The sequence below is a fragment of the Candidatus Accumulibacter vicinus genome (genome assembly GCF_000584955.1).
Taxonomy (GTDB): domain Bacteria; phylum Pseudomonadota; class Gammaproteobacteria; order Burkholderiales; family Rhodocyclaceae; genus Accumulibacter; species Accumulibacter vicinus.
On the sequence record NZ_JDSS02000043.1, the window covers coordinates 142,632 to 168,656 of the forward strand.

Annotated in this window: 19 protein-coding genes and 1 pseudogene; 7 read left to right on the forward strand and 13 right to left on the reverse strand. The window is 60.4% G+C overall.

What is annotated here, in order from left to right; translation table 11 throughout:
* Together CAPSK01_RS24000 and CAPSK01_RS18935 are read left to right on the forward strand one after the other, a co-directional pair.
* Positions 1–343 (forward strand): ROK family protein (locus tag CAPSK01_RS24000; protein ID WP_034930349.1); only part of this gene is annotated, 343 nt, incomplete at its 5' end.
* A gap of 22 nt (positions 344–365) precedes the next feature.
* The gene (locus tag CAPSK01_RS18935; RefSeq protein WP_034930351.1) at positions 366–1,565 is read left to right on the forward strand and encodes an MFS transporter; all 1,200 of its coding nucleotides are present in this window, start codon (positions 366–368) and stop codon (positions 1,563–1,565) included.
* Between the two features lie 78 nt (positions 1,566–1,643).
* On the opposite strand, the gene CAPSK01_RS18940 is transcribed toward CAPSK01_RS18935, so the two are convergent.
* The 10 genes and pseudogenes from CAPSK01_RS18940 to rsmB all read right to left on the reverse strand — a co-directional run bounded on the left by CAPSK01_RS18940 (position 1,644) and on the right by rsmB (position 16,549).
* Positions 1,644–2,825 (reverse strand): hypothetical protein, encoded by a 1,182-nt coding sequence (locus CAPSK01_RS18940; RefSeq protein WP_273704080.1) that lies wholly within the window; start codon positions 2,823–2,825, stop codon positions 1,644–1,646.
* Between the two features lie 194 nt (positions 2,826–3,019).
* On the reverse strand, positions 3,020–4,567 hold the full coding sequence (locus CAPSK01_RS18945; RefSeq protein WP_337958617.1) for an exopolyphosphatase: 1,548 nt from the start codon (positions 4,565–4,567) through the stop codon (positions 3,020–3,022).
* A 275-nt stretch (positions 4,568–4,842) separates the two neighbouring features.
* On the reverse strand, positions 4,843–6,840 hold the full coding sequence (locus tag CAPSK01_RS18950; RefSeq protein ID WP_034930356.1) for a primosomal protein N': 1,998 nt from the start codon (positions 6,838–6,840) through the stop codon (positions 4,843–4,845).
* 375 nt (positions 6,841–7,215) lie between these two features.
* Positions 7,216–8,292 carry a uroporphyrinogen decarboxylase gene (gene hemE / locus CAPSK01_RS18955; RefSeq protein ID WP_034930358.1) on the reverse strand — a complete coding sequence of 359 codons (1,077 nt, stop codon included), beginning with the start codon at positions 8,290–8,292 and terminating at the stop codon, positions 7,216–7,218.
* 60 nt (positions 8,293–8,352) lie between these two features.
* A complete protein-coding gene (locus CAPSK01_RS18960; RefSeq protein ID WP_034930361.1) occupies positions 8,353–9,807 on the reverse strand; it encodes a potassium transporter TrkG in 1,455 nt (484 codons plus the stop codon).
* Positions 9,808–9,818: 11 nt separating this feature from the next.
* Positions 9,819–11,264: pseudogene (gene trkA, locus CAPSK01_RS18965) on the reverse strand (Trk system potassium transporter TrkA); the annotation flags it as partial.
* A gap of 21 nt (positions 11,265–11,285) precedes the next feature.
* Positions 11,286–12,548: a response regulator gene (locus tag CAPSK01_RS18970; RefSeq protein ID WP_034930366.1), complete on the reverse strand. Its 1,263-nt coding sequence runs from the start codon at positions 12,546–12,548 to the stop codon at positions 11,286–11,288.
* A 2-nt stretch (positions 12,549–12,550) separates the two neighbouring features.
* Positions 12,551–14,704: an ATP-binding protein gene (locus CAPSK01_RS18975; RefSeq protein WP_034930368.1), complete on the reverse strand. Its 2,154-nt coding sequence runs from the start codon at positions 14,702–14,704 to the stop codon at positions 12,551–12,553.
* Positions 14,701–15,324, reverse strand: a complete 624-nt coding sequence (locus tag CAPSK01_RS18980) for a DUF4390 domain-containing protein (protein ID WP_273704081.1) — start codon at positions 15,322–15,324, stop codon at positions 14,701–14,703. Before CAPSK01_RS18980 ends, CAPSK01_RS18975 begins: the two co-directional genes overlap by 4 nt.
* Entirely contained in the window at positions 15,299–16,549 is a 1,251-nt protein-coding gene (gene rsmB, locus CAPSK01_RS18985) for a 16S rRNA (cytosine(967)-C(5))-methyltransferase RsmB (protein ID WP_034930371.1), read from the reverse strand. Before rsmB ends, CAPSK01_RS18980 begins: the two co-directional genes overlap by 26 nt.
* 203 nt (positions 16,550–16,752) lie before the next feature.
* On the opposite strand from rsmB, the gene CAPSK01_RS18990 reads away from it, so the two are divergent.
* Both CAPSK01_RS18990 and CAPSK01_RS18995 read left to right on the forward strand, forming a co-directional pair.
* Positions 16,753–17,652 (forward strand): cation diffusion facilitator family transporter, encoded by a 900-nt coding sequence (locus CAPSK01_RS18990; RefSeq protein WP_273704082.1) that lies wholly within the window; start codon positions 16,753–16,755, stop codon positions 17,650–17,652.
* Positions 17,642–18,577: a S1/P1 nuclease gene (locus CAPSK01_RS18995; protein WP_273704083.1), complete on the forward strand. Its 936-nt coding sequence runs from the start codon at positions 17,642–17,644 to the stop codon at positions 18,575–18,577. Before CAPSK01_RS18990 ends, CAPSK01_RS18995 begins: the two co-directional genes overlap by 11 nt.
* Positions 18,578–18,645: 68 nt before the next feature.
* On the opposite strand, the gene htpX is transcribed toward CAPSK01_RS18995, so the two are convergent.
* The 3 genes from htpX to def all read right to left on the reverse strand — a co-directional run bounded on the left by htpX (position 18,646) and on the right by def (position 20,988).
* The gene (gene htpX / locus CAPSK01_RS19000) at positions 18,646–19,494 is read right to left on the reverse strand and encodes a zinc metalloprotease HtpX (RefSeq protein ID WP_034930491.1); all 849 of its coding nucleotides are present in this window, start codon (positions 19,492–19,494) and stop codon (positions 18,646–18,648) included.
* A gap of 67 nt (positions 19,495–19,561) precedes the next feature.
* Positions 19,562–20,488, reverse strand: a complete 927-nt coding sequence (gene fmt, locus CAPSK01_RS19005; RefSeq protein WP_034930376.1) for a methionyl-tRNA formyltransferase — start codon at positions 20,486–20,488, stop codon at positions 19,562–19,564.
* The gene (gene def, locus CAPSK01_RS19010; protein WP_034930379.1) at positions 20,485–20,988 is read right to left on the reverse strand and encodes a peptide deformylase; all 504 of its coding nucleotides are present in this window, start codon (positions 20,986–20,988) and stop codon (positions 20,485–20,487) included. Before def ends, fmt begins: the two co-directional genes overlap by 4 nt.
* A gap of 108 nt (positions 20,989–21,096) precedes the next feature.
* Between def and CAPSK01_RS19015 the strand changes: the two genes are divergently transcribed.
* The 3 genes from CAPSK01_RS19015 to CAPSK01_RS19025 all read left to right on the forward strand — a co-directional run bounded on the left by CAPSK01_RS19015 (position 21,097) and on the right by CAPSK01_RS19025 (position 25,954).
* A complete protein-coding gene (locus tag CAPSK01_RS19015; RefSeq protein ID WP_273704084.1) occupies positions 21,097–22,176 on the forward strand; it encodes a LysM domain-containing protein in 1,080 nt (359 codons plus the stop codon).
* A gap of 2 nt (positions 22,177–22,178) precedes the next feature.
* A complete protein-coding gene (gene dprA / locus CAPSK01_RS19020) occupies positions 22,179–23,267 on the forward strand; it encodes a DNA-processing protein DprA (protein ID WP_034930382.1) in 1,089 nt (362 codons plus the stop codon).
* An 86-nt stretch (positions 23,268–23,353) separates the two neighbouring features.
* Entirely contained in the window at positions 23,354–25,954 is a 2,601-nt protein-coding gene (locus tag CAPSK01_RS19025) for a DNA topoisomerase III (protein WP_034930384.1), read from the forward strand.
* Positions 25,955–26,025: the final 71 nt, after the last annotated feature.

Genomic DNA, 26,025 nt, shown 5'->3' on the forward strand with positions numbered 1-26,025 from the left:
GGGTCCGGGAATCTGCGCTGACCACCGGCATCATGGCGGGCAATCGCTGGCAGCGGAAGAAATCGTGGCGCGTGCCCGTGCCGGGGACCCCAGCAGTGATGCCACGCTCGGGCGCTACGAGCGGCGTCTGGCCAAGGCACTCGCGCAGGTGATCAACATTATCGACCCGGACGTGATCGTGCTCGGCGGTGGCCTGTCGAACATCGATCGCCTCTACCGAACGGTTCCAGAACTGTGGGCCGCGCATGTCTTTTCCGATGTGGTGTACACGCGCCTGTTGCGCAACGTGCATGGCGATTCCTCCGGCGTGCGGGGTGCTGCCTGGCTCTGGAACGAGCGTTGAGGTGGCGACCAGGATCTCTGGCATGCTGTGGCTGAAGCTGTTCCTGCCCTTCGCAGGCGCCTACTTCCTGTCGTATCTCTACCGGACGGCCAATGCGGTCATTGGTCCGGTACTGACTCAGGAACTCACCCTGGGTGCGGGTGGACTGGGCCTGCTGACCAGCGCCTACTTCCTCTCTTTCGCGGCCGCACAACTGCCGCTCGGCATGCTGCTCGACCGTTTTGGCGCGCGCCGTGTCGAATCCGGGCTGTTGTTGATTGCCGCCGCTGGCGCCACGGTTTTTGCCCTCGGTCAGAGTGTTGCTGAACTGGCGATCGGTCGCGGTTTGATCGGACTCGGGGTTTCGGCATGCCTGATGGCCGCGTTCAAGGCGTTTTCCCTGTGGTTTCCACCCTCTCGACAGGCTTCGCTGACCGGCTGGATCATGACTTCGGGCGGTCTCGGGGCACTGGCGGCGACGGCCCCGCTTGAAGTCGCCCTGCAGCTTTCCGGCTGGCGCGAGATCTTCTTCGCCTTGGCCGGTCTGACTCTCGCCGTCGCCGTCTGGCTGTTCTTCAGCGTTCCGGAGCAGCACAGCCAGAGCAAACCCGAGTCCCTTGCTGCACAGTTGGCCGGCGTCAAGGCGGTGTTCGGGAGCGCACATTTCTGGCGCTTCGTGCCCATCGGCCTGACGCTGACCGGTGGCTTCATGGCCGTGCAAAGCTTGTGGTCGATTTCCTGGCTGATGCAGGTGAACGGCTACAGCCGCGCAGCCGCCGCCGACCATATGGCCGGCATGAGCGTCGCCATGTTGACTGCCTATATCCTGATTGGCCTGCTGGCGACCGGTCTGGCCCGGCGTGGCATCCAGCCGGTGATGCTGCTCGCTGCCGGAGTCGGCCTTTCCTTGCTGATGCTCGCCCTGATCGCCACCGAAGCGCTTTCCCAAACGTACCTGCTCTGGATCGCCTACGGCACTTTCTCGAGCTTTGGCACCCTGGTCTATTCGCAGGCGGCGGCCGGTTTTCCGGTAGCGCTCTCGGGTCGTGTCAATACTGCCTTGAACTTGATGGTTTTCATCGGCGCCTTCGGGGTGCAATGGGGACTCGGTCTGTTGATCGACCTGCTGCAACAGCAGGGGCAGAATCCGGCCCTGGCGCACCGCAGCGCTTTTCTGGTCCTGCTCGGAATACAATCGACCGCCTATGCTTGGTTCTGCATTGCCAGTCGCCGGCCGAGCTGAGGAGGCGCGGCAAGGGCCGTGGATCGGAATCCGAGCGCTTCGCGAAACTCCCGAAGCGGGGGCAGCGCGGCAGTTCAGTCAGCGATACAGAGGCAGATCGGCGAGGCGGCGCTCGATCTCGGCCGTTTGTTGCGCATAGACGTTCGGGTCGCTAAAGCGGCGCTTGAACTCGGCTTCCGACAGATACTCGGGAAACCCGGCGAGCGAGGGAACCAGGTCCGCGTCAGTCACGGTCCCGCGTAGCACCTTGTACAGGCGCGGATAGTCGTCGACCACAAGCTCGCCAAAGCGAGTTCCTGCACGATCTGCCGCCAGATCGGCAAACGAAAAACCGCTCCCTGCCCGGGAGTCATCGATTTCCTTGTAAACGCCGATCGCATTCGCTGCCGGCTCGCCGGCCCAGGCAGCCAAGGCCGCCGAAATTCCGAAATGCTGGGCGCTGTCTTCACGGCCGAGCAGGGTCAGTTTCACTCGACGCGCACGTGGCCACCCTTTTGCTTCCGGGAGCAGCATCGCCAGGTTCTTTTCTGCCAGGTAGCTTGCCAGAACCAGCAGTACCGCGCGGTTCGCCGGCAGGGTTTGGTCGCTTGCGGGTGCCAGCAGCGGAGCCAGGATTTGGCTCAAGGGAACGCGAGTGCGTGCAGTATAGTGGTCGAGAAGGCCCGCCAGAGCCTTCTGGGCAGCGTGCATGTGAACGATGTCCTGCGGCGAGAATGCCATCAACCGGGCTCGGTCGAGCAGGCGAGGTTCCCAAACGTAGGTCAGTTCGACACTGTCGCGAGCGGGCTCGAAGGCCAGACGCCGGATGGCCTGCCGGGCAATCGTCCACTCCTCGGAAAAACCGGCGATGCTGATCGCCGAGGCGATCAACCCTTCGGCCAGCGCAGACGGGATCGGGAAGGAGCCAAGCGAAGCGGCAACGATCCGTGGCTCGCCTTTTGCTTCCTGGAAGAGCGCGCTCAGATTGAAGTAGCGGGGTCCAGGAATTCCAGGAGCGCGAATGGTCAGCCGGATTTCGGCGTGATCATCGCCGAGGATGAAGGCAGCGCGCCCCCGCAGGCTGCGGCTCGCGAAATAGTTGATCGCAGTGTCAATCAACGTTGCCGGAATGACGGCCGTTCGCTCATCACCGCGCCGAAGCCGGCGCGGGTCGTTGCTGACCAACAGGCGCCTGGCCTCGGCAACCGATGTTGGCAAGATCGCTTCGTCGCGGCTGACCAATGGCGCCGGGTCGCTGGCGGCGACCAACAATATACTCATTGTGATAAGCAGCAACAGGAGTGCAAGCACCCAGCGACGGTAACGCATCAGAGATACGACCTGGTGCCGGGTAGCGACATTGTCATCGCCGGCGTAATCGGCGGCCCTCGCCCGGGCCAGGAAGCGCACGGCCAGGTTGACACGGTCAATACCCTGGCACACAGGAATATTGCTGAGTCAGCACCAGCGCGCACTCACCGCGAGGCCTCTGACGAGCGCGCAGGCGGCATGGGCGCCGCAGCGGACGCGGCACGGTCAAGCCGCAACTCGAAGCCGGCCTTGCAAAGCAGGCGAGCTTCCATCTGCAGGTCGGCATGGGTCAGCGGATGCTCTTCCAGCCAGGCTGGCGGAAAGGACAGGTACATTCTCTGCCGCTCCACCCGTAGACCGATCGCGGGCAGTGGCTCATTGCTGCGACCGCGATGCAGCACGACCGCCAGACGCAGCAGGGCACACAGACGACGGGCATGGCGCGCCCAGTCCCTGGGCAGATCGGCAAAGGCGTCGGCGGGAAATGAGCGTCGGTGGCGTCTGACCAGCGCCGCCAGCAACTGCTGATCGTTACGCGAGTAGCCAGGCAGCTCGGCATGTGCCAGAACATAGGCTCCATGCTTATGGTACTGGTCATGGGTCAGCAACAAGCCAATCTCGTGCAGACGGGCCGCACGTTCGAGCACGCTCCGGGCTTCCTTGCCGGCCAGCTTCCAGGGCACACGAACCTGCCGCAGCAGATCGAGCGCAGACGCGCTCACACGCTCCGCCTGAGCCTCGTCGAGATCGAAGCGACGGATGACGTCGACAATGGTACGGTCACGGACGTCTTCATGGCGGAGGCGGCCGAGAAGATCATAGATCAGGCCTTCGCGCAGGGCCCCTTCCGAAACATCCATCTGTGCGACGCCAAGCGCTTCACACAGCCCGTGCAGGACCACGAAACCGCCCACGAAGACGCGCGCACGCGCCGGTTCCAGTCGCCACCGGCGAGCCACCCCCGCGCTGTCGCGTACTTCGAGCAAAGCCGTACGCAGCCGCCGCAGTCCTTCGAGCGTGATTCCCTCGCGGCTCCAGCCTTCGCTGATGAGGACATCCTGGATGGCCTTGATCGATCCGGAAGCGCCGGTGACTGTCTGCAAGTCGCGCACCAGGTACTCTTCGCGAACGGGTTCGAGGCTCAGTTGAACGAACAGTTCAGCCTTGCGCAGGCGGGCCGCGGTAATTCGACCGTCGGCAAAGCAGGCACGGGTCAGACTGACGCAACCCATGCGCAAACTCGCCAGGTGTAGGGGGTCGAACTGTTCGCCGATGATCAGTTCCGTGCTGCCGCCACCAATATCGACAACCAGGCGCTGAGCGGCGACATCGCCGACGCTGTGCGCGACGCCCAGATAGATTAGCCGCGCCTCTTCCTGACCGCTGACAATCTCTACCCGGTGGCCGAGAAGTTGTTCTGCACGGGCAACAAACCCGGCGCTGTTGCGTGCCTGCCGCAGGGTATTGGTACCAACGATGCGCAGGCGCGCCGCCGGAATGTGCCGCAGTCGCTGACCGAAGCGCGCCAGGCAATCCAGCGCCCGCTGTTGCGATTCGGCGGATAGCCGGTTGTGTCTGTCCAGACCGGCAGCAAGCTGAACCATCTCGCGCAAACGGTCAAGAATCTGTACATGCCCATTGCTGATGCGGGCGACGATCATGTGAAAGCTGTTCGAGCCCAGGTCGATCGCCGCGACAAAATTGGATGACACCTTGGCATTTCTCCCAATAATTCAAGCAAAACCGCTATTCGGTTCTGGCCTTGCCAAAAGTCCGAGCAGCGCAGAACACACCGCCTAGCATGAGGATAAGAGAGGATAAGGGCTGGGCTCCCGCCACACCGTGAAATTCCGCACATTGAAAAGAAGCCGTGCGCACCCGTCGCAGGCGTATTCCTACGCCCTGCCCCGGGGTCAATCTTCGGCACCCGTAGGCCCCTGCCGGGAAATGCACCAAGCCTCGGCGGCAGCCGCTCGCGGGCACCCGCTCAGAACTCCAGGGGGTCGACTTCCAGGTGCCAGCGTAGTCGGGAAGGTGCTCTGATGGCTTCGAGCCGGGTTACCCAGCGGGAGAGAAAGCGCTGTAAGGCTCGCCGTGATGGCGACTCGACCAGCAACTGAGCTCGTTCGAGACTGGCTCGTCGCGCAAGGCGCATCGGCACTGGATCGTAAAAGATCACGAGCGGATCCGCTTCGGACTCCGGGCAAGCGCGTGCAGCAGCGAGAAAGCTCAGCGATTCAGCCATGCTGAGCGCTTCTGCGCGCAGCATGGCCTGATGGGCATAGGGCGGGAAGCCGGCCTGCTGCCGCTCCTTGAGCTGCGTGGCAGCGAATGCCGGATAGTCATGTCGGACCAGCGCAGCATAAAGCGGATGATCTGGAAACTGTGTCTGCAGCAACACTTCTCCCGGTCTGTCGGCACGGCCAGCGCGGCCGGCCACCTGCATCAACTGTGCGAACAGACGCTCCGGGGCACGCCAGTCGGCGGCAAACAGGGCGGCATCCGGTGCAATTGCGCCGACCAGCGTGAGCTTCGGAAAGTCATGACCCTTGGCCAGCATCTGTGTGCCAACCAGAATGTCGGCCTCGCCCCTCTGAATAGTCGCCACTGAGGCTTCCCATTGCTTGCGGCTGCCCGCCGAATCACGATCGACGCGCAGGATGCGTGCCTGTGGGAAGCGCTCGGCGAGGACCGCTTCGATCCGCTGCGTACCACGACCGAAGGTATTGAGATCCTGGTTGCCACAGGTCGGGCAACGCTTCGGGACGCGCGCCTCAAAGCCGCAGTGGTGGCAGCGCAGGCAGCGATCGGCGAGATGCAGAACCAGGTTGGCGGCACAGCGATGGCAACGAGATGTCCAGCCGCAGGCGGCGCAGGCCACCACCGGAGCATAACCGCGCCGATTGAGGAAGACCAGACTCTGCTCGGAACGCGCCAGACGTTGCTCGATGGCCAGCAGCAATGCTCTGGAGAGTCCATCCTGCAACTTGTCGAAGCGCGTATCGATACATCGCAGCAGCGGCAGGCGAGCCCCTTCGAAGGCCCGCTCGCGAAGCGAGAGCAGTCGGTAACGGCCTGTCCCGTCATTGGCGTTGGCCCAGCTCTCCAGTGAGGGAGTCGCGGAACCGAGGATGATCGGAATGGCACTATCGTGGGCGCGGAAGACGGCCAGGTCACGTGCCGAATAGCGAATTCCGTCCTGCTGTTTGAACGACGGGTCATGCTCTTCGTCGACGATGATCAGCCCAAGGTCGGGCATGGGCGTGAACACCGCCAGGCGGGTGCCCAGGACGATACGTGCATCACCGGTCAGCGCGGCTCGCCAGTTGCGGCTGCGAGCAGCCTCGCCCAACTCGCTGTGCAGGCTGACCAGCCCGGCATTCGGGAAGCGAGCCGTGACCCGGGCTTCGAGTTGCGGCGTCAGGTTGATTTCCGGCACCAGCAGGAGCGACTGTCGTCCTGCCGCCAGGCAGCGTTCAATCAGGCGCAGATAAATTTCGGTCTTGCCACTGCCGGTCACACCGTGCAACAGGTAGGCGCGGGCTTCACCTGCCGCTAGCAGAGTCAGCGCGGCTTTCTGTTCGCAGGTCAGCAGCGGTGCCGGCTGCGCTGGCAGGTCACAGGTCCGCTGACCGCGTGGCCTGGCTTTCGGTGGCGTCAGCGAACGCAGTCCGGCCGGCAAGGTGGACAGCATCACCTGCCCAAGCGGTGCATGATAATAGTCCGCACAGAACTCGGTCAGACGAAACCAGGCGGTCGGCAGCGGCGGCAACTCGCGAAGAACGCTGTAAACCGGTTTGAGCTGTTCAAGCGGAACGTCCGTTGCGGTGGGTATTCCGACGAGGACACCGATCTTCTGGCGCTCACCGAAAGGTACACGTACCCGACAGCCGACATCCGCCACCGACACCTGCTCTCCTTCGGGAACCTGGTAGTCGAAGAAGCGGCGCAGCGGCACGTCAAGAGCGACACGGGCAATCTGCATGCAGAAGATCCGATCTGGGAATTGGGAATTGGGAATTGGGAATTGGGAATTGGGAATTGGGAATTGCTGGGGGTCATCGCGCTTTTCCGGCTGGGAAAAGACCGCTCTACTTCTCGTGATGCGAGCTAAGGCATTCAGTTATCTCAGCTTTCCGGCCTATACACAATTCTGTGGATAACTCTGTGGATCAGCTTGCTAAAAAGTGGCGCAAAGGCTCTGTTCGCAAGGGTTTCAGCAGATTGCCGGAAAAATAGGCGATTTTAAAAGCCTTTTAAATCAAATAACTAAAAAACCGCTCGGAATTTCCAGGGGGCTTTCAGCCGACTCAAAAAGTGGTGGGCATTTCTGTGAACAAGTCAACCGGTAGAGCACGATTTATTCATTTTTTATACGCAGGAGACGGCTATGGGTATGTACTGCATCGACCAGCGCGGTCACGTTTTCGGGTGGCGTAAACTGGGAAATCCCGTGCCCTAGATTAAAGACATGGCCGGTATTGTACGGACCGTAGCTGTCCAGCACGCGCCTGGCCTCGGCGGCTATCCGCTCGGGTGAAGCAAAGAGTACACCAGGATCGAGATTGCCCTGCAGGGCGACCCGGTGACCTACCCGCCGGTGTGCTTCACCAATATCGATCATCCAGTCGAGGCCGATCGCATCACAGCCAATGTCGGCAATCGATTCCAGCCACAGGCTGCCACCCTTGGTGAACACGATTGACGGAATGTGTTCGCCTGCCTGCTTGCAGATCAGATCACCGACGATGCGTTGCAGATAGGGTAACGAGAATTCCCGGTACGCAGCTGCCGAAAGGGAGCCCCCCCAGGAATCGAAAATCATTACCGCCTGTGCTCCGGACTCGATCTGGGCATTGAGGTAAGCGCTGACGGCATCGGCAGTGACCGACAGAATGCGATGCAGCAGGTCCGGACGATCGTAGAGCATGCCCTTGATGCGCCGGTAATCGCTGCTCGCACCACCTTCGACCATGTAGCAGGCGAGTGTGTAAGGGCTGCCGGAAAAACCGATCAGCGGCACGGTGTTGTTCAGCGCCCGTCTGATTTCGGCGACGGCGTCCATCACATAACGCAGATGATCCCAGGGATCCGGCGCAGTCAGGTCGCGGATCGCCCATTCCTCGCGCAGCGGACGCTCGAAGCGAGGACCTTCGCCATCGGTGAAATAAAGCCCGAGTCCCATCGCATCGGGCACCGTCAGGATGTCCGAGAAAAGGATTGCGGCATCGAGATCGTAACGCGTGAGCGGTTGCAGGGTCACCTCGCAGGCCATGGCAGGATTCTTGCACAACTGCAGGAAACTGCCGGCACGCCGGCGCGTTTCGCAGTACTCGGGCAGATAGCGGCCCGCCTGCCGCATCAGCCAGACCGGGGTGTACTCGGTCGGCTCCTTGAGCAGGGCACGCAGGAAAGTGTCATTGCAGGGTCGGGTCACGTTAGGCTCCGCCGCAGCGGGAAATATGCTGCGAAACCGCGATTATCCGCCTTTTCGCCCCTACTTGCGCCAGAAAGCCGGAGTCATGACCACCAGCAAGGTGAAGATTTCGAGGCGCCCAAGGAGCATGGCGAAGGTACACACCCAGGTCTGAAAGTCGGTCAGGCTGCCGAAGTTGGTCGCCGGACCGACCTCGCCAAGACCCGGCCCAGTGTTATTGATGCTCGCGACAACCGCCGAGAAGGCGGTGATGATCTCGAGCCCAGAGAAGGAAAGCGCCAGCGTCATCGAGACGATGCACACCATGTACATGAAGCCGAAAGCCAACACCGCGAAGAGAATGTTGGGAGGCACCACCTCGCTGCCGATCTTGATCGGATGGACGGCGTTGGGATGCATGGCGCGTGTCAGCTCGCGGTAGACCTGCTTGTAGAGCACGATGGCGCGGATCATCTTGATGCCGCCCCCTGTCGAACCCGCGCTGGTCGCAAAGCTCGACAGAAACAACATCCACAACGGAGCAAACAAAGGCCACAGGGCATAGTCGGTGTTGGCATATCCTGTGGTCGTCGCGATCGAGACGACGTTGAAGGCCGAAAACCTGAGCGCCTCGACAAAGCTCGGATAAACCTCATGCGCATCGAGATAGACGGCGATCGCGACGACACTGCCGAGGGTGACCAGGAGAAAGGCCCCGGCTTCCGGATCGGTCACATAAGGACGCAGCGAACGACCTGAAAGAACGATGTAGTGGGTCGCGAAATTGCAGCCCGCGATCAGCATGAAAGCGATGCTGACGGCTTCGATTATCGGCGAATCAAAAAATCCGAAGCTCGCGTCGTGGCTGGAGAAGCCGCCGAGCCCCATGGTGCTGAACATGTGCATGATCGCATCGAGCCAGGTCATGCCGGCCCAACGGTAGCCCAGAATGCAGCCGATCGAGATCAACGTGTAGACTACCCACAGGCCCTTTGCCGTTTCAGCCATGCGCGGAGTCATCTTCGAGTCTTTCATCGGCCCTGGAGTTTCCGCCTTGAACATCTGGCGGCCACCGATTCCGAGCAAGGGCAGGATCGCCACCGCCAGAACGATCAAGCCCATGCCCCCGAGCCAGACCAGTTGGCAACGCCAGAAATTGATCGACACCGGGACCGTGTCCAGTCCCTCGAAGACCGTTGCACCGGTCGTGGTCAGACCAGAGACCGCTTCAAAATAGGCATCCGTAAAACTCGCATCAAGTTGTATGACCAGGGGAAGTGCGGCGTAGACCGGCAAGACCGTCCATACCAGCGCGACCATCAGGAAACCGTCGCGAATCGTCAGGTCACGCTTCTCCTTGCGAGTCGCATACCACAACCCCAGACCGGTCCCGACAGTGACCAGGACAGCCTCGTCGAAGGCACTTTCGGCGCCGTCATGCATCGCCCAGGACAAGGCCAGGGGAAGCAGCATGGTCAGGCCAAAAATGCAGATCACCAGCGAGAGAACCCGAATCACCGGGTAATAGCGTTGCATGGCGGGGCCTCTCAGAAGAAATGGAAACCGACTGCGAACAGTTTCTCCACCTGCTTGACCACCTTCTTGTCGAGGCAGAAAACGATCACGTGGTCTCCGGACTCGATCATCACGTCCTTGTGGGCGATCAGTACCCGGCCCATCTGCTTCTGTCTGGCCAGGCCGAAAAAGCCGATCTCCCGGCTCTTGTCGAGATCGCGCACGATCGCCGCGATGAATGCGCCAGCAATCTCCGGCAACTCACCGATGCGCCGGCCAACCACTTTCGAATTCTTCTGCTCACCGTGCGCGACGATCTCGAGCGCTTCGGCAGCACCGCGGCGCAGGCTGTGCACCTGTGCCACATCGCCGTGACGGACGTAGGTCAGGAGTGTACCGATCGATACCTGTGCCGGCGAAATCGCGATGTCGATCGGCCCGCCCTGGACCAGTTCGGCATAGGCGCGCCGGTTGATCAGCGCCACCACGCGCTTGCTGCCCATCCGCTTGGCCAGCGACCCGGCCATGATGTTATCCTCGTCGTCGTTGGTCAGCGCCAGGAAGAGATCCATTTCATCGATCGCTTCCTGCTGCAACAACTCCTCGTCGGTGGTGTCACCGCTGAGTACCAGCACCGACTTGAGCGCAGAGGCGACAAACTCGGCACGGCGTCGGTCAAGCTCGATGACCTTGACCTGGCACTTGCTCTCGAGCGCCTGGGCGACGCGTAGCCCGATATTGCCACCGCCGGCGATCATCACCCGCCGGACAGGCTCCAGGGAGCGTCGGAGTTCGCGCATCATGGTCCGGATGTGTTCCTCGGCAGCCAGCAGAAAGACTTCATCTCCATCTTCGATGATTGTTTCGCCGGTCGGTGTGATTGCCCCGTCGCGACGAAAGATCGCCGCGATGCGACCCTCGATTCCCGCTGGCAGATGATTGGACATTTCCTTGATCGGGCTTCCAACCAGCAGGCCACCGGCATAGGCACGAACGGCGACGAGCGCCAGACGGCCGCCGCCAAAACTTAGAACCTGCAATGCTTCGGGGAAATCGACCAGACGCGCAATGTACTCGGTGATGACCTGTTCCGGACACAAGGCATAATCGACGGCGAAATTTTCCGAGGACAGCAGCTGTTCACTGTCCAGGAAGTCGCGAGCGCGCAGCCGGGCGATCCTCGCCGGAACATTGAAGATGCTGTGCGCCACCTTGCAAGCGACGAGATTGGTCTGATCGCTCTGGGTGACGGCAATCAGCAGATCGGCGTCACGCAAACCGGCATTGGCCAAGACCGATGGATGCGCCGCGTTGCCAACCACCGTCCGCAGGTCAAGGCGATCCTGCAAATGCGCCAGCCGTTCATGATCGCTATCGACCACAGTGATGTCGTTGTTTTCAGAGACGAGACTTTCGGCAACGCTGGCTCCTACCTGGCCAGCACCGAGAATAACGATGCGCATTTTCTTGATCTCCCTGACAGCGCCGAAGGTTAGACTTTACTCCCGTTCGTCTCCACGCCGGCCAACATTGAGACCCAGTTGCTTCAACTTGCGGTAAAGGTGGGTGCGTTCAAGGCCGGTCTTTTCCGCCAAACGCGTCATACTACCGCGTTCGCCGGTCAGGTGATATTCGAAATACATCCTTTCGAAGGCCTCGCGAGCCTCGCGTAGTGGCTGATCGAAAAACATGGCCGGCAGTGGTGAAGTGGCACCGTTCTGTCCGACCTCGATCTGCAGGATACGGGTGACATCATCGGCACTGATTTCTTCGTCGAGTGCCGAGAGCGCGAGATTCTTGACGGTCGTCAGCAGTTCTGCCCACTCGCCGTGCCAATGGTGCAAACGGAGTGAGTTCTGGGCACCGCTGGAGAAGTGCCTGAGTGGGACCTCGCCACGCTCGGCGAGATGAGCCAGCAACATGGTAGCAATCTCGGGAACGTCGTCGGCGTGGCCGGAGATCTGCGGTAGGGCTACCCAGACTTCGCCCAGGCGGTTGACCAGCCCTGGATCCCAGCCGGCGTCAACCAGGCTTGCCAGCGGCCGGGTCGACGCAGCGACCAGCTGCAGGTTGTGTCTTTCGAGCCTTTCGAGTGCAAAGACCAGATTCATCTGTTGCAGCTTTCCGAGTTGCGCGAGATCGGAAATGAAAACGATACCGCCGCCAGCGTTCTGCAGCATTTCCTGCGTCAACGGCGCACTGGATGTCGACAGATCCAGCCAGGGTGCCCGGTGTGTCTGCAAGGTGCGCGCGCAAATTTCGGCGATGCTGCCGGAGGCGCTCTTGAGGAGCAGTACCGAGGTTTTCGCTGCGGCCTGCTCAAGGCGCCTCTTGAGATCCTTGAGCAATGGGGAGCGGGCGAAGACATCGAGCGTCAACGGTTTCTTGAGCATCACCGTTTCGTGCTTGAGCGCTTTCTTGACGGTGAGCAGCAGCTTTTGCAGAGCGATCGGTTTTTCGAGAAAATCGGTGGCGCCGATGCGTGTCGCTTCGACTGCCGAGTCGATCGTGCCATGACCCGACATCATGACCACCGGCATCGTCAGGAGGCCGCCCGCCGACCACTCCTTGAGCAATGAAATTCCGTCCGTATCGGGCATCCAGATGTCCAGCAGGACCAGGTCGGGCCGCTTGTCGGCGCGCAACTTGCGCGCCGCAGCAGCGTTCTCGGCCAGCCACACCGAGTGGCCTTCGTCGGCCAGAATCTCGGAAAGCAATTCCCGAATTCCCATTTCGTCATCGACGATCAGTATTTGCGCCATGCTCAGGCCTCGAAAGGAAGTTGGCTTGCGTGTCGCCGGGGTGCCGGCAGGGCTGCCAGCGGCAACATGATGCTGACTTCAGCGCCGATTGGCTGACGATTGTTGATCCTGATGCGGCCGTGATGTTCATCAACGATCTTCTTGACGATCGCCAGGCCCAGGCCGGTACCGCGTGCCTTGGTGGTGACATAGGGCTCGAAGACTCGCGCCATGATTTCGGGTGGAAAACCCGGTCCCAGATCGCTCACCAGCAGTTCGACCATATGCTCGGTGCGGCGAGTGCTGATCACGATACAGGGTGAATCCACGGCCTCCTGCGCCTCTTCGGCGTTGCGCAGCAAATTGTGGATGATCTGCCGCAACTGGGTGGTGTCTCCCCAGACCGGAGGTAACTTGGCAGCGAGATTCCGTTCGATCGAGGCCCGTGACGTCTCATAGAGACCAAGCACCTCGACGACCAGTACGTTGAGGTCGACGGCAGCCAGTTCGGGTGCGGGCATGCGCGCATAGTCGCTGAAGTCATTGACCATCCGCTTCATCGCCTGTACCTGCATGATGATGGTTTGGGTCGAGCGCGCGAGCATTTCGGCATCGGCACCGCCGAGCCGGTCGGCAAGCTTCATTTGCAGACGCTCGGCGGATAGCTGAATCGGCGTCAGAGGGTTCTTGATCTCGTGCGCCAGCCGCCTGGCCACTTCACCCCACGCAGCACTGCGCTGGGCGGCAATGAGTCGCGTCACATCGTCGAAAACAACGACATAGCCACCGAGCGATTCATCCGGGAGCTGCGTCCCACGCAGGAGCAGGATCTGTGGCGGGCCATCGGGATGCTCAAGCTCGATCTGCTCCTGCCATTCCGTGCGTTGGCCCTCGGCAAAGGCATCAATGATGGCCTGGCCCAGTACCTGCTGGCGTGGCCAGACTGCTGCCGCCTCTCCGCGCAGACCGGCAAAGTCGTCAACGAGGATGGTCAGTGCGCCCTCATTCACCGTCCGCAGCACGAAGCGCCGGTCGAAGACGAGGACGCCGGCAGACAGGTTGGCCAGAATCGATTCCAGATAGGCACGTGCGGCTTCAAGCTCGGCGCGGTGGCGTTCGTTATCGCGTCGTGCCTCATCCAGCTGGCTGGTCATCTGCTTGAATGAGCGCGTCAGGATGCCCAGTTCATCACGGCTGTAGATCGCCTGCCGTGGAGTGTAGTCGCCAGCCGCCACAGCCTGGGTACCCTCGGCGAGGATTGACAGAGGTGCCGACAGACGACGGGCCAGCACGAAGGCCAACGCGATGGCGGTGAACAACGCCAGCAGCACGGTCAGGGTAAGGGTCATCGCATAGATCCGGGTCAGCCCGTCACGCCCCAAAGAGAGTTCTTGATAATCAGCATACACGGCCTGCACACTGTTGGCGTTCAATGCGAGCGCACTCGGTACCGGCTCCGTGAGTTGCAGAATGCGCGTCTCGGCGCCGAGGCCATGCGGCGAGACGGGCACCAGGACGTGCAGACTGAAGTCCTTCTCCCCATTGCTTTCAATGACCGCGTACCTGCGCTCGCTGCGCGCACGACGCAACTGTTCGGGCGACGGCGGTGCGGGCAGCCGGTTGGCGAGATCACCCGTGGCCGTTGCCAGCAACTCGCCACTGGTCGAAAACAAGGCTGCAGATTGCACGCCATTCTGCTCACGCAAGCGACCGAGTTCGAACCGCCGCTGCGCTTCCGAACGTTCGCCCAGTTCCATCGCCATCGCCTGCCCTTTGACCGCAAGGTCTTCGAGCAAGGAGTCGAGCGCACTGCGACCGAGATTGAGGCCTGCTTCAAGGGCCTTCTCGACGCGAACGTCAAACCAGGTTTCAATGCTTTTGGTGACGAACTGTACCGATACTGCGTAAATCAGCACTCCTGGCAGGACGGCCATGAGACCGAACATCAGCATCAGGCGAAGCTTGAGGCGCGAACCGAATACCTGCGCCCGATGTTCTCGCCAGAGCGCCTGTAATTGCCAGGCGATCAGCGCCAGCAGCGACAGGGCAACAATCGCGTTCAACCCGAGCAGCCACGGGTAGTGACTGGCGAAGAGCGCGGTATTGGCGCTTGCCGATGCCAGAAGAAACAGCAGGATGCCGCCAAACGATGCGGCGGCGACGATCAGTGCTTTCATTTGGCGTCCATGCCAGGGGCCGCCAAGGTCGGAGCACCCCCTGCCGTGAACGGGGCTGTTTCGACGGGTGTGAAGTTCCAGCGCGCCCAATCGGAGGAAAGGTTCCAGTCCCGGTTGGCCAGGGCGTTGACCTGGAAGGTCTTGGGCATCTGCGACAGGTCGAGGCGCATGCGCACGGCGGCGAGATAGGTCTGATCGGCCTTGACCGATCCTTTGTCGAGGACCTGCCAGTTACGCAATCGCGACAGAATGCGCTGCGCATCGTCGAGCGAAGCGAAGCTCTGGTGCAAGGCACCGCTCGACAATCGATACTGGCGCGTCAGCGCATGGTAGGAAAGCTGATAAGTCTGGCTGCGACTGATCACCTGTTCGTCGAGCCAGTACCAGCGCGAACGGCTCAGCTCGAAATCGACGACAAAGTACAGGGTAATGCCCCTGGCTATGGCCTCGTCGAGTCGGGCGTTGAGATTGATGTTGAAATCTGCGGCCAGCACATAGCCGTCATCGCCTGCGGAAAGGTTCGGGTTGCGGACGCTGATGTCGGCAGCCCATCCGCCAGCCGAAAAAGACAGCAGCAGTCCCAGGAGCAGGAAGCTAAACTGCTTTCCGTAGCAAGGCATAATAGAATCCGTCATGTTCTTCCTGAGGCAGAAGTCTTTCTTCGTCCAGGCGCTTGGCGGCTGGCTGGCGAAAAAGGAAGGCGTCGATCTGCGCACCGTTCTCTTCGGGGAAAACCGAACAGGTCGTGTAGAGCAGCTTGCCGCCCGGTTTCAGCAGTGGCCAAAGCTTGTCAAGAATTTCGGTCTGGATGCGAGCGAAGCGTCGGATGTCGCTCTCCCTGCGCAGATATTTGATGTCCGGGTGCCGACGCGCAACGCCCGACGCCGAGCAGGGTACATCGGCAAGAATGGCGTCGAACGGCCGGCCATCCCACCACTGATCGGTCGCTCGACAATCGGCCACCTGTACCGTCGCCTGCAGGCCAAGGCGCTGCAGGTTATCCTCGATACGGCGTGTGCGATTGCCGTCGATGTCCAGTGCCAGCAGCCGGATGTCCGCCATTTCAAGCAGATGCCCGGTTTTTCCGCCTGGTGCCGCACACGCGTCGAGCACACGTTGGCCGGCAAGGGGTTCAAGGAGGTGTACAGCACGTTGGGCGCCGGCATCCTGGATCGATACCAGTCCGTCGACGAATCCCGGCAAGGCATCGACCGAGACCGGCTTGGCAAGGATCAGCGCGTCGCCTCCCGCCGCCCGTACCGACAAACCAGCGTCCTGAAGACGTGTCGCATAATCAGTCAGCGTGGCACGTCGCCGATTGACACGCAGGGTCATCGGTGGCGGGAGATTGCCGACCGCAACGATGTTCTGCCAATGCTCCGGATAACAACGCCGCAGACGTGCCAGCCACCAGCCAGGGTGCTGTTGTACGGCTTCGTCATCATCGAGCATGGCCGCATGCAGGACCTCTTGCTGGCGCAGATAATTTCGCAGCACGCCATTCACCAGACCCTTGAAGCCGCCGCCTGCCAGTTCGCCAGCCGCTGCCACAGCCTGATCAACCACCATGTAGCCGGATTCGGGACGAGTTTGCAAACGGTAAAGTGCTCCCAGCAGCAGCGCCTGCACTTCTGGATGCGGCAGCGATCTTTGCAGCAGGCGCTGCAAAATGAACTCACCACAACCATACCGGCGCAAGCTGCCGTAAACCACGTCCTGGGCGGCAGCACGGGCTGCAGGCGCCGTTTTGCCGAGGATGGCCAGCGCCTGCGTCAGGCTCTGTCCGGCGTGCACGCGTGCCATCACCCGTGCCGCCAGCGACAGGCTCAAGGCTAGCGAATCCATGGCAAGCGCGGATGGTATCGGCCCATCCAGGCACGGCGATGAACCGTGCTCTAGAAGCTGCGGTGTGCGCACGCGCAGCGCACGCGGCGAGGGGCAAGAAGGAGAGGAAGGCAAGGCCGAGATGGGTTCCGATTTGGGATCTGACGAGTTTAGCACGATGCCTGACGATGGCGAGATCATCGCTGATAGCCGATAATGCGTGCATGGCTTCGCCCTCACTCAAATTCTACGCATGGCTGTCGATCGCCGCAGCGCTCGCCACGCTCACGCTGAAGGGATTGGCCTGGCTACTGACAGGTTCCGTCGGACTGCTCTCGGATGCCCTCGAATCGGTGGTCAATCTGGCTGGCGCGGTGATGGCACTGGCGATGCTGACGATCGCCGAGAAGCCGGCAGATGAAGGGCACGCCTTTGGCCACGGCAAGGCCGAGTACTTCTCGAGTGGATTCGAAGGACTGCTGATCCTGCTGGCCGCGGTAACGATTGCCATTACAGCGGTTGAACGCCTTCTTCATCCGCAGGAACTCGAGCAGATCGGGTTTGGGCTGATGGTATCGGTGCTGGCCTCGCTGATCAATCTTGTCGTCGGCCGCATCCTGCTGCTTGCCGGTCAGCGTCAACGATCGATCATCCTCGAGGCCGATGCACACCACTTGCTGACCGATGTCTGGACATCGGCAGGAGTGATCCTCGGCGTTGCCGGAGTGGCTGCCACAGGATGGCTGTGGCTCGACCCGCTACTGGCCCTGCTGGTGGCCAGCAATATCGTGTGGACTGCCTGGCGCCTGCTGCAACGTACGGCCTCCGGACTGATGGATGGCAGCCTACCGCCGGAACAGTACGCTCTGGTACTCGCCATCCTGGATCGTTACCGTGCGCTGGGAATCGACTATCATGCCTTGCGTACCCGCGAGTCAGGCGCACGCCGCTTCATCTCCCTGCATATCCTCGTACCGGGAGAGTGGACCATCAATCGTGCTCATCAACTTGCCGAGAATATCGAACGCGAAATTCGTCAAACCCTACCGCATACGTCTGTATTCACCCATCTCGAACCGCTGGACGATCCAGCCTCACAGGACGATATCAATCTTGACCGCTAGGCAAACGATGGCCGCGAGATTCTTTGGGCGGCTGTTGCCGCTGTGCCTTCTGTGGAGTCTGGCCTTCCCGGCTGCGGCCTGGAATGCTGCCGGGCATCGGATCAGCGCCATGATCGCCTGGGAACACATGGACGCGCCCACCCGAGATGCGGTTGCTGTAATCCTGCAGCAGCATCCGGACTTCGAACTCTGGCAGTTGCGGGCCAACGGCGCCGATCCTGACCTGACGGCCTTTCTCGAGGCCTCGACCTGGCCCGACGACATTCGCCGCGACAAGCGCTTCTACACTGCAGGCAGCGAGGAACCTACACCGACCCAGCCAGGTTTCCCCGATATGGAAAGGCGACTGAACTGGCATTTCGTCGATCGCCCCGTGGGCGAATACGAACGTCTACTGCAGTCGCCGGGGGTCATCGATCAACAACTCGTGGTGCTCGCCCGCACCGTCGGCGACCGCAAGGAAAAGCTCAGCGCGCGTGCCTACGCGCTACCCTGGCTGATCCACCTCGTTGGCGATGCACATCAACCGCTGCACGCTGCGAGCCGCTATGGCCCGGACGGACAAAGCGATCAAGGCGGAAACAAGGTGACGATCAGCAACCCCTTGCATGCACACGCTTCATCGACAAGTCTGCACCGGTATTGGGATGATCTGCCGGGGCCCCCCTGGCTGAATGGCAGCAGATTGCACAGCGCCGTCATTGTCCTGATCAGCCGCTACGCCGCTCCGGCGTCTACGGGAACGCCCGAGCAATGGATCGATGAAAGCTGGCGGATTGCCAGCGAGCATGCGTATCCACCGGAAATCGATGCCGTTCCAACGATCACTGCCGACTTTCACGATCAATCACTGACCATCGCCAACCGTCGTGTCACCGAAGCAGGCTATCGTCTTGCCGCGCTGTTGCGACAGTTGTTGCGATAGTGCGTGTGGCAAAACGGCACCCGCCGGGGCGCGATCAATGTTTCACGTGAAACAAGGACCTGTAGCCCTTAGCTGCGACCCATGGCGCGTAGCCGAGCCACCCTTTCTTCGGTCGGCGGATGGGTGCTGAACAGACCAGCAATCGCACCGCCAGACAAGGGGTTCATGATCATCATTTGAGCAGTTTCAGGATGCGCCTCAGCCGGCGCCAACGGGATGCCGCGAGCGTAGGCGTCGATTCTTATCAAGGCATCGGCAAGCGCCCTCGGGTCACCACAGATTTCGGCACCCCCATGATCGGCCTCAAACTCGCGTGCCCGAGAGATGGCCATCTGAATCAGCGACGCGGCCAGCGGCGCCAGCAGGGCGACAAGGATGCCAGCCGCGGGGTTGCTTGGACGCCCATCCGAATCACGACCCCCAAAAAATACTGCAATATTTGCCAATGCGGAAATGGCTCCGGCCATGGTCGCTGAAATCGTCGAGATCAGGATGTCGCGATGCTGGACGTGCGCCAACTCATGTGCCATGACTCCACGGATCTCGCGTGCCGACAATAACTGGAGAATTCCCGTCGTCGCGGCGACCGCAGCGTTTTCCGGGTTGCGGCCGGTCGCAAAAGCATTCGGTTGCGCTTCGTCGATCAGGTAGACTTTCGGCATCGGCAGTGCGGCACGCCGAGCAAGTTCCCTGACCATGCCGTAAAACTGCGGCGCCGAGCTTTCATCAACCTCGCGAGCATTGTACATTCTGAGCACCATCTGGTCCGAGAACCAGTAGGCAAAGAAATTCATCGCGCCACCCAAGAGCAGCGCCAACAGCATTCCCGACTTGCCGCCCATGAGCGCCCCCACGGCGCCGAACAATGCGAAAATCGCGGCCATCAGGATAGTCGTTTTCAGCCAGTTGCCGAGCATCGTAAAACCTCCATCCATACAGCTTGTTTCTCATCTGAGCAGCCAGATGGGGTGTCGATGCCACATTTCAAGGCATGCTCGACGCACACCGGGAACCCTGCACGACCGGCGTACCGGCCAGGAACTGCGCCGCGGCGAGCCGCTTGCCGCCCGCTTTCTGCAACTCGACAAGACGCAGCGCCCCTTCACCACAGGCGACGACAATGCCACTTCGCTGTACGGCGAGAATCTCTCCGGGCAGGCCAACGCCAGCCACCAATTCGGCACGCCAGACCTTGAGCAGATTTCCGTCGAGACAACACGATGAACCCGGAACGGGGTTGAAGGCTCGCACCTGCCGTTCCAGCTGGACTGCTGGAAGACGCCAGTCGAGCGCCGATTCCGCCTTGTTGATCTTGGCCGCGTAGGTAATCCCTGCCGGTGATTGCGACTGGGCCGGCAGTGGCAAGCAGGCCAACGCCTCGACAATCAGCAAGGCGCCCTGCTCGGCCAAACGATTCTGTAGCGAAGAAGCCGTATCGTCCTCGTTGATCGGCTGCCGTGCAGACAGCAGCACCGGGCCGCTATCGAGCCCGGCGTCCATCTGCATGATGCACACGCCGGTCTCCTGGTCACCGGCGAGAAGCGCACGCTGCACCGGTGCGGCACCTCGCCAACGTGGCAGTAACGAGGCATGAATGTTGATACAGCCAAAGCGGGGCATGTCGAGCACTGCTTGTGGGAATATCAGCCCATAGGCCGCAACGATGATCGCCTCGGCAGCAGCCGTGCGTATCCGCTCCTGCACCAAGGGATCCCGTAAGGTCGGCGGCTGAAAGACCTCGATTCCCGCTGCCTCCGCCAGTTGCTTGACCGGCGACGCATGTAGTGCGAGCCCGCGCCCGGCAGCGCGATCCGGTTGGGTCAGAACCAATACCACCTGATGTCCCGCGGCAATGATTGCCTGCAGGGAAAGCGCAGCGAATTCTGGCGTGCCGGCAAAGACGAGTTTCATGCAGTGATGCGGGCCTGCTTGGCGAGCTTGTTCCTGATGCGCAACTGTTTCAATTGCGACAGGTGGTCGACAAAGACGCGCCCTTGCAGATGATCGATTTCGTGCTGCAGGCATACCGACAACAAACCAACTGCCTCGACAATCTGTTCGTGTCCTTCCAGATCGAGGTAGCGAACGACGACACGTTCCGCCCTTTCGACCTTGTCGTAAATCCCGGGCACCGACAGGCACCCTTCTTCACAGACCTGTAGGCCATCCTGCAGAATGATTTCCGGATTGACCAGGGTCAGCAACTGATCTCTGGTTTCGGAGGCATCAATGACGATCACGCGTTGGTGTACGTCCACCTGCGTGGCGGCAAGACCAATCCCGGGCGCTTCATACATGGTTTCGGCCATGTCACGGGCCAGGCGACGAATGCTGTCGTCCACCTGTTGAACGCGCACGGCAAGCTTTTTCAGGCGTGGATCGGGAAAGCGAAGTATCGGTAGTAGAGACATAAAAAGCTTGATCGAAGAAGTAACTACGTGCAAAATCCAGCACGGTGCCTTGACAATGCCGACGTCGTTGGAACGGCGCCAGCGATGACTTTGGCGCAGACCGGGTAAATGACCGTCTGGGACAGAAATCTCGACCGGGAGTTCCCCAACCGCTCCTACGAGGATAACACGATGATCCGCATTATGTCCGCGTTCATTCTGGCCATGATCAGTGCGCTCGGTGGAGCCGTCGGTCAGGAAATTCAGTTGGCCGAGGGTGCCCCGAACCGCCATATCGTAGTGCCGGGTGACACCTTATGGGGTCTTGCCGGAAAATTCCTGAAAGAACCCTGGAGATGGCCAGAAATCTGGCGAATGAACGAGGAAGAGGTCAACAACCCGCACCGTATCTACCCCGGCGATGTGATCGTTCTCGAACGCGATGTGCAGGGCACACCCCGCTTGCGTTTGCAGAGCATCCGGCTAGTACCGCAGATATACTCGACGAGTGTCAAGGATGAAATCCCGGCGATTCCACCCAACCTCATCAGGCCATTTCTCTCAGACCCGCTGATCGTGGAAGTCTCCAGCCTCGACCGGGCGGCACGCATCGTTGCCACGCAGCAGGACAGAGTCTACCTTGGCAATGGTGACCTCGCCTATGTCGCCGGCGCCGACCCGTCCAGGCCGGACTGGCAAATCTATCGCAATGGCAGGCCGTTACACGATCCCGATAATAACCAGATCCTCGGTTACGAAGCTTTCTATCTTGGCACCGCAAGACAGCTCGAACCCGGCAACCCCGCGACCTTTGAGGTGGTAACGATGAAACAGGAGATCGGCCGTGGCGATCGCCTGCTGCCGGCGATCCGCCCCCCGCTGGTTGCCTACGTGCCACACAAACCCGGATTTCAGGTCAATGGTCGAGTGATTTCTGTCTATGGCGGCGTCGACACTGCAGGCCGTGGGTCAATTGTCACGCTCAACCGTGGGGCCAGGGACGGGATCGAGATTGGGCATGTTCTGGCGCTCGAACGTAATCGTACGATAGTTGAGCGTGATGAGAACGATACCAAGGTGAGGGTACCGATTCCTCCGGAACGGATCGGCTTGCTGTTCGTCTTTCGGATATTTGAGCGCCTATCGTACGGCCTGGTGGTCCAATCTGAGAGTACCGTAGACGTCAACGACTTCGCTCGTACGCCCTAGGGATGAATGCGGCCGAGTCGTTGGCGAACTGGCTACGACTGACGCTGATTCCGGGTATTGGCGGTGAGACCCAGCGCAAGCTGTTAAGCGCTTTCGGGCTTCCGGAAGCCGTCTTCCTTGCGAGTCGCAGCGCGTTGCGCAAGATTGTGGGCGACAAGGCCGCAAGCCTGGTTCTTGATACCGACAATCAGTTCATGATTGAGGAAGCACTGCGCTGGTCGGAGAAGCCTGGTCAGTACCTGCTGTGTCTGGCCGACCCCGAATATCCCCAGTCGCTGCTGCAAATACCCGACCCACCGACGCTGCTCTATGTTCGCGGCCGTCTCGATCTGCTCAATACGCCTGCTCTGGCAATGGTTGGTAGCCGCAACCCTACGCCACAAGGGATGAGCAATGCCGAGTGCTTCGCTGCCGCGCTTGCCGATGCCCAGCTGACGATTACCAGCGGCCTTGCCCTGGGGATCGATGCAGCCGCTCATCGCGGCGCACTGAAGGCTTCTGGCAACACCGTCGCATTCATCGGCACCGGTATTGATCGCCTCTACCCGTCCGCGAACCGGGGTCTGGCACGCGAAATCGAGGCCAATGGCACGATCATCTCGGAGTTTCGCTTGGGCACCCCCGCCATCGCCGCCAACTTCCCGCGTCGCAACCGCCTGATATCGGGCTTCTCGCGTGGTGTGCTGGTGGTCGAAGCGACGACCGAAAGCGGCTCCTTGATCACTGCACGCCTGGCCGCCGAGCAGGGTCGCGAGGTCTTTGCCATCCCCGGATCGATTCACTCTCCGCAGGCACGCGGCTGCCATCAATTGATCAAACAGGGTGCGAAACTCGTCGAAACCGTCCAGGATGTGCTCGACGAACTACATTGGATAAGTACTTCTACCCTGCAAAAGGGTTCCCCGGCAAGTGGTAAGCAGGCCGACAAACTATTGCTGAGCATGGGTTTCGATCCCTGCGCTCTGGACGAACTCGTAGACCGCAGTGGCTTGACGGCTGACGTGGTTTCGGTGATGCTGCTGCACTTGGAAATGAATGGCCAGATTGGCAGTTTGCCTGGCGGTCGCTATCAACGCATTTCCCACAACTGAAAGTCTCTCCGACAAAATCATGATGACCCGTGCAGCCAATCCTCCGATGACTCCTTTCGCCACCCTCCTTGGCTGATGAAGACCCCATGAGCAAGAAACTGATCATCACCGAGAAGCCTTCTGTCGCCGCGGACCTGGCGCGTGCCCTTGGTGGATTCGTTCGGCACGAAGACTACTTCGAGAGTGACGATTACGTCCTCTCGTCGGCCATTGGTCACCTGCTGGAACTGGCTTGCCCAGAAGAATATGAAGTCAAGCGCGGAAAATGGTCATTCGCCCATCTGCCAGTGATACCACCACACTTTACCCTGCAGCCGATTGCCAAGACCGAGTCGCGCCTCAAGCTATTGGTCCGCCTGATCAAGCGCAAGGACGTGGTCAGCCTGGTAAACGCCTGTGATGCCGGACGGGAAGGGGAATTGATCTTCAACTACATCACCCAGCATGCTGCCAATGGCAAACCGGTAGAACGCTTGTGGCTACAGTCAATGACTCCGCAAGCCATCAAGGAAGGCTTCATGCGCTTGCGCAAAGGCGCAGAGATGCGCGGACTGGGGGACGCTGCGGTGTGCCGCTCGGAATCCGACTGGTTGGTCGGCATCAATGGTACACGCGCGATGACCGCCTTCAACTCCAAGACTGGCGGCTTTCACCTGACGACTGTCGGTCGCGTTCAAACGCCATCACTCGCACTGATCGTCGAACGAGAGGATCGCATCCGCAAGTTCAAACCTCGCCCCTACTGGGAACTTGAGGGAGTCTTCGTCTGTAGCGCTGGAGAGTACCGTGGCAAATGGTTCGACGAAAAATTCAAGGGCAAGGATGAGGACGAACATGCGCGCGCCGATCGCCTCTGGGATGAGGCCAAAGGCATCCTGCTGCAGCAGAAATGCGCAGGCAAGATGGGGGATGTCAGCGAGGAATCGAAGGCTTCGACACAACTATCACCGTTGCTCTTTGATCTGACCAGCCTGCAACGCGAGGCCAACGGCCGCTACGGTTTCTCCGCCAAGGTCACGCTTGGCCTGGCGCAGGCGCTTTATGAAAAGCACAAGGTCCTCACCTATCCGCGTACCGATTCGCGCGCGCTACCCGAAGACTATCTTTCGACGGTCAGCAGCACGCTCTCGATGCTTACCGGAGAAGGAGTCGGCAAAGGTCACGACGAAGCGATGCTGGCTCGCTATGCGCCTTTTGCGAAGAAGATCCTGGAGAGCCATTGGGTCATTCCGAACAAGCGCATTTTCAACAATGCCAAGATTTCCGATCATTTCGCGATCATTCCGACGCTGCAGGCACCCAAACATCTGTCCGAACCCGAGTCGAAGCTTTACGACATGGTAGTCAAGCGCTTTCTGGCCGTATTCTATCCGGCGGCGGAATTTCTGATCACCACCCGCATTTCGCGTGTCCAGTCCGAGCCCTTCAAGACCGAAGGCAGGGTTTTGGTCAACCCGGGTTGGCTAGTAGTCTATGGCCGCGACGCGCACTCTGATGGCGAGGGTAATCTGGTTGCCGTTGCACCAGAGGAGCAGGTCAGGGCAGAAGAAATGGTGCTTAGCGCTCATCAAACCAAACCCCCGGCCCGCTACTCCGAAGCCAGTTTGTTGACGGCCATGGAGAGTGCCGGCAAGGCCATGGACGACGAGGAGTTGCGGGCGGCAATGGCAGGACGCGGTCTGGGTACCCCAGCGACGCGCGCCCAGATCATTGAAAATCTGCTCTCCGAACAGTACCTTATTCGCGAAGGCCGCGAACTGCAGCCAACTGCCAAGGCATTTTCGCTGATGACACTTCTGAACGGCCTGGGTATCCGCGAGTTGACCGCACCCGAATTGACCGGTGAATGGGAATGGAAACTTGCGCGCATGGAAAGAGGTGAAATGTCGCGCCGAGAATTCATGAAAGAGATCGCGACAATGACTCAACATATTGTCGACCGAGCAAAAAGCTACGACAGCGACAGCATTCCTGGGGATTTTGGAGAACTCTCGACACCTTGCCCGAAATGCGGGGGATTGATCAAGGAGACCTACAAGAAATTTCAATGCCAGACCTGCGATTTCGCGTTATGGAAAATCGTCGCCGGCCGACAATTCGAAGCAACCGAGATTGAAGATTTGCTCACCAAGCGCAAAGTCGGCCCCTTGAGCGGCTTTCGGAACAAAATGGGTCGTCCTTTCAACGCCATCGTCCAATTGAACGCCGAAAACGCCCCGGAGTTTGACTTCGGGCAAGGCACCGCTAGCGATGAAGGTTCCGTCGAGACAGTCGATTTCTCAGACAGCGAATCGCTGGGTGCCTGCCCGAAATGCGCGGCGCGTGTCTTCGCGCATGGCATGGCCTATGTCTGCGAGAAATCTGTTGGGCCTGCGAAGAGTTGTGACTTCCGCTCGGGAACAATCATTCTTCAACAACCGGTTGAACCTGAACAAATGCGGAAACTTCTCGACACTGGACGTACTGATTTACTCAGGGATTTCATCTCTGCACGTACGCGTCGAAAATTCTCGGCTTACCTGGTACGCGGTGCCGATGGAAAGGTCGGCTTTGAGTTCGAGAAGCGTGCGACTAAAGTCGCAGCGAAAACGACCAAGGGAACGCCCGCCCTGACAAGCTCCACGGTGCCGCCCAACGCCTCGGCAGCACCGGCGCAGCGCAGGAAGACAACGGGACAGGCCACGTGAAACAGGCCGACACCTGTTTCACGTGAAACATGACGGCGCAGGCCGCTTGCCGAGTGGCCAAGCGGCCTGCG

Bases quoted from the DNA above. Each gene is read 5' to 3' on its own strand.
- CAPSK01_RS18935 (WP_034930351.1), top strand. From the start codon at position 366: ATGCTGTGGCTGAAGCTGTTCCTGCCCTTCGCAGGCGCCTACTTCCTG.
- CAPSK01_RS18940 (WP_273704080.1), bottom strand. From the start codon at position 2,825: ATGAGTATATTGTTGGTCGCCGCCAGCGACCCGGCGCCATTGGTCAGC.
- CAPSK01_RS18950 (WP_034930356.1), bottom strand. From the start codon at position 6,840: ATGCAGATTGCCCGTGTCGCTCTTGACGTGCCGCTGCGCCGCTTCTTC.
- CAPSK01_RS18960 (WP_034930361.1), bottom strand. From the start codon at position 9,807: ATGCAACGCTATTACCCGGTGATTCGGGTTCTCTCGCTGGTGATCTGC.
- CAPSK01_RS18970 (WP_034930366.1), bottom strand. From the start codon at position 12,548: ATGGCGCAAATACTGATCGTCGATGACGAAATGGGAATTCGGGAATTG.
- CAPSK01_RS18975 (WP_034930368.1), bottom strand. From the start codon at position 14,704: ATGAAAGCACTGATCGTCGCCGCCGCATCGTTTGGCGGCATCCTGCTG.
- CAPSK01_RS18980 (WP_273704081.1), bottom strand. From the start codon at position 15,324: ATGCCTTGCTACGGAAAGCAGTTTAGCTTCCTGCTCCTGGGACTGCTG.
- rsmB (WP_034930371.1), bottom strand. From the start codon at position 16,549: ATGGATTCGCTAGCCTTGAGCCTGTCGCTGGCGGCACGGGTGATGGCA.
- CAPSK01_RS18990 (WP_273704082.1), top strand. From the start codon at position 16,753: ATGGCTTCGCCCTCACTCAAATTCTACGCATGGCTGTCGATCGCCGCA.
- htpX (WP_034930491.1), bottom strand. From the start codon at position 19,494: ATGCTCGGCAACTGGCTGAAAACGACTATCCTGATGGCCGCGATTTTC.
- fmt (WP_034930376.1), bottom strand. From the start codon at position 20,488: ATGAAACTCGTCTTTGCCGGCACGCCAGAATTCGCTGCGCTTTCCCTG.
- def (WP_034930379.1), bottom strand. From the start codon at position 20,988: ATGTCTCTACTACCGATACTTCGCTTTCCCGATCCACGCCTGAAAAAG.
- CAPSK01_RS19015 (WP_273704084.1), top strand. From the start codon at position 21,097: ATGACCGTCTGGGACAGAAATCTCGACCGGGAGTTCCCCAACCGCTCC.
- dprA (WP_034930382.1), top strand. From the start codon at position 22,179: ATGAATGCGGCCGAGTCGTTGGCGAACTGGCTACGACTGACGCTGATT.
- CAPSK01_RS19025 (WP_034930384.1), top strand. From the start codon at position 23,354: ATGAGCAAGAAACTGATCATCACCGAGAAGCCTTCTGTCGCCGCGGAC.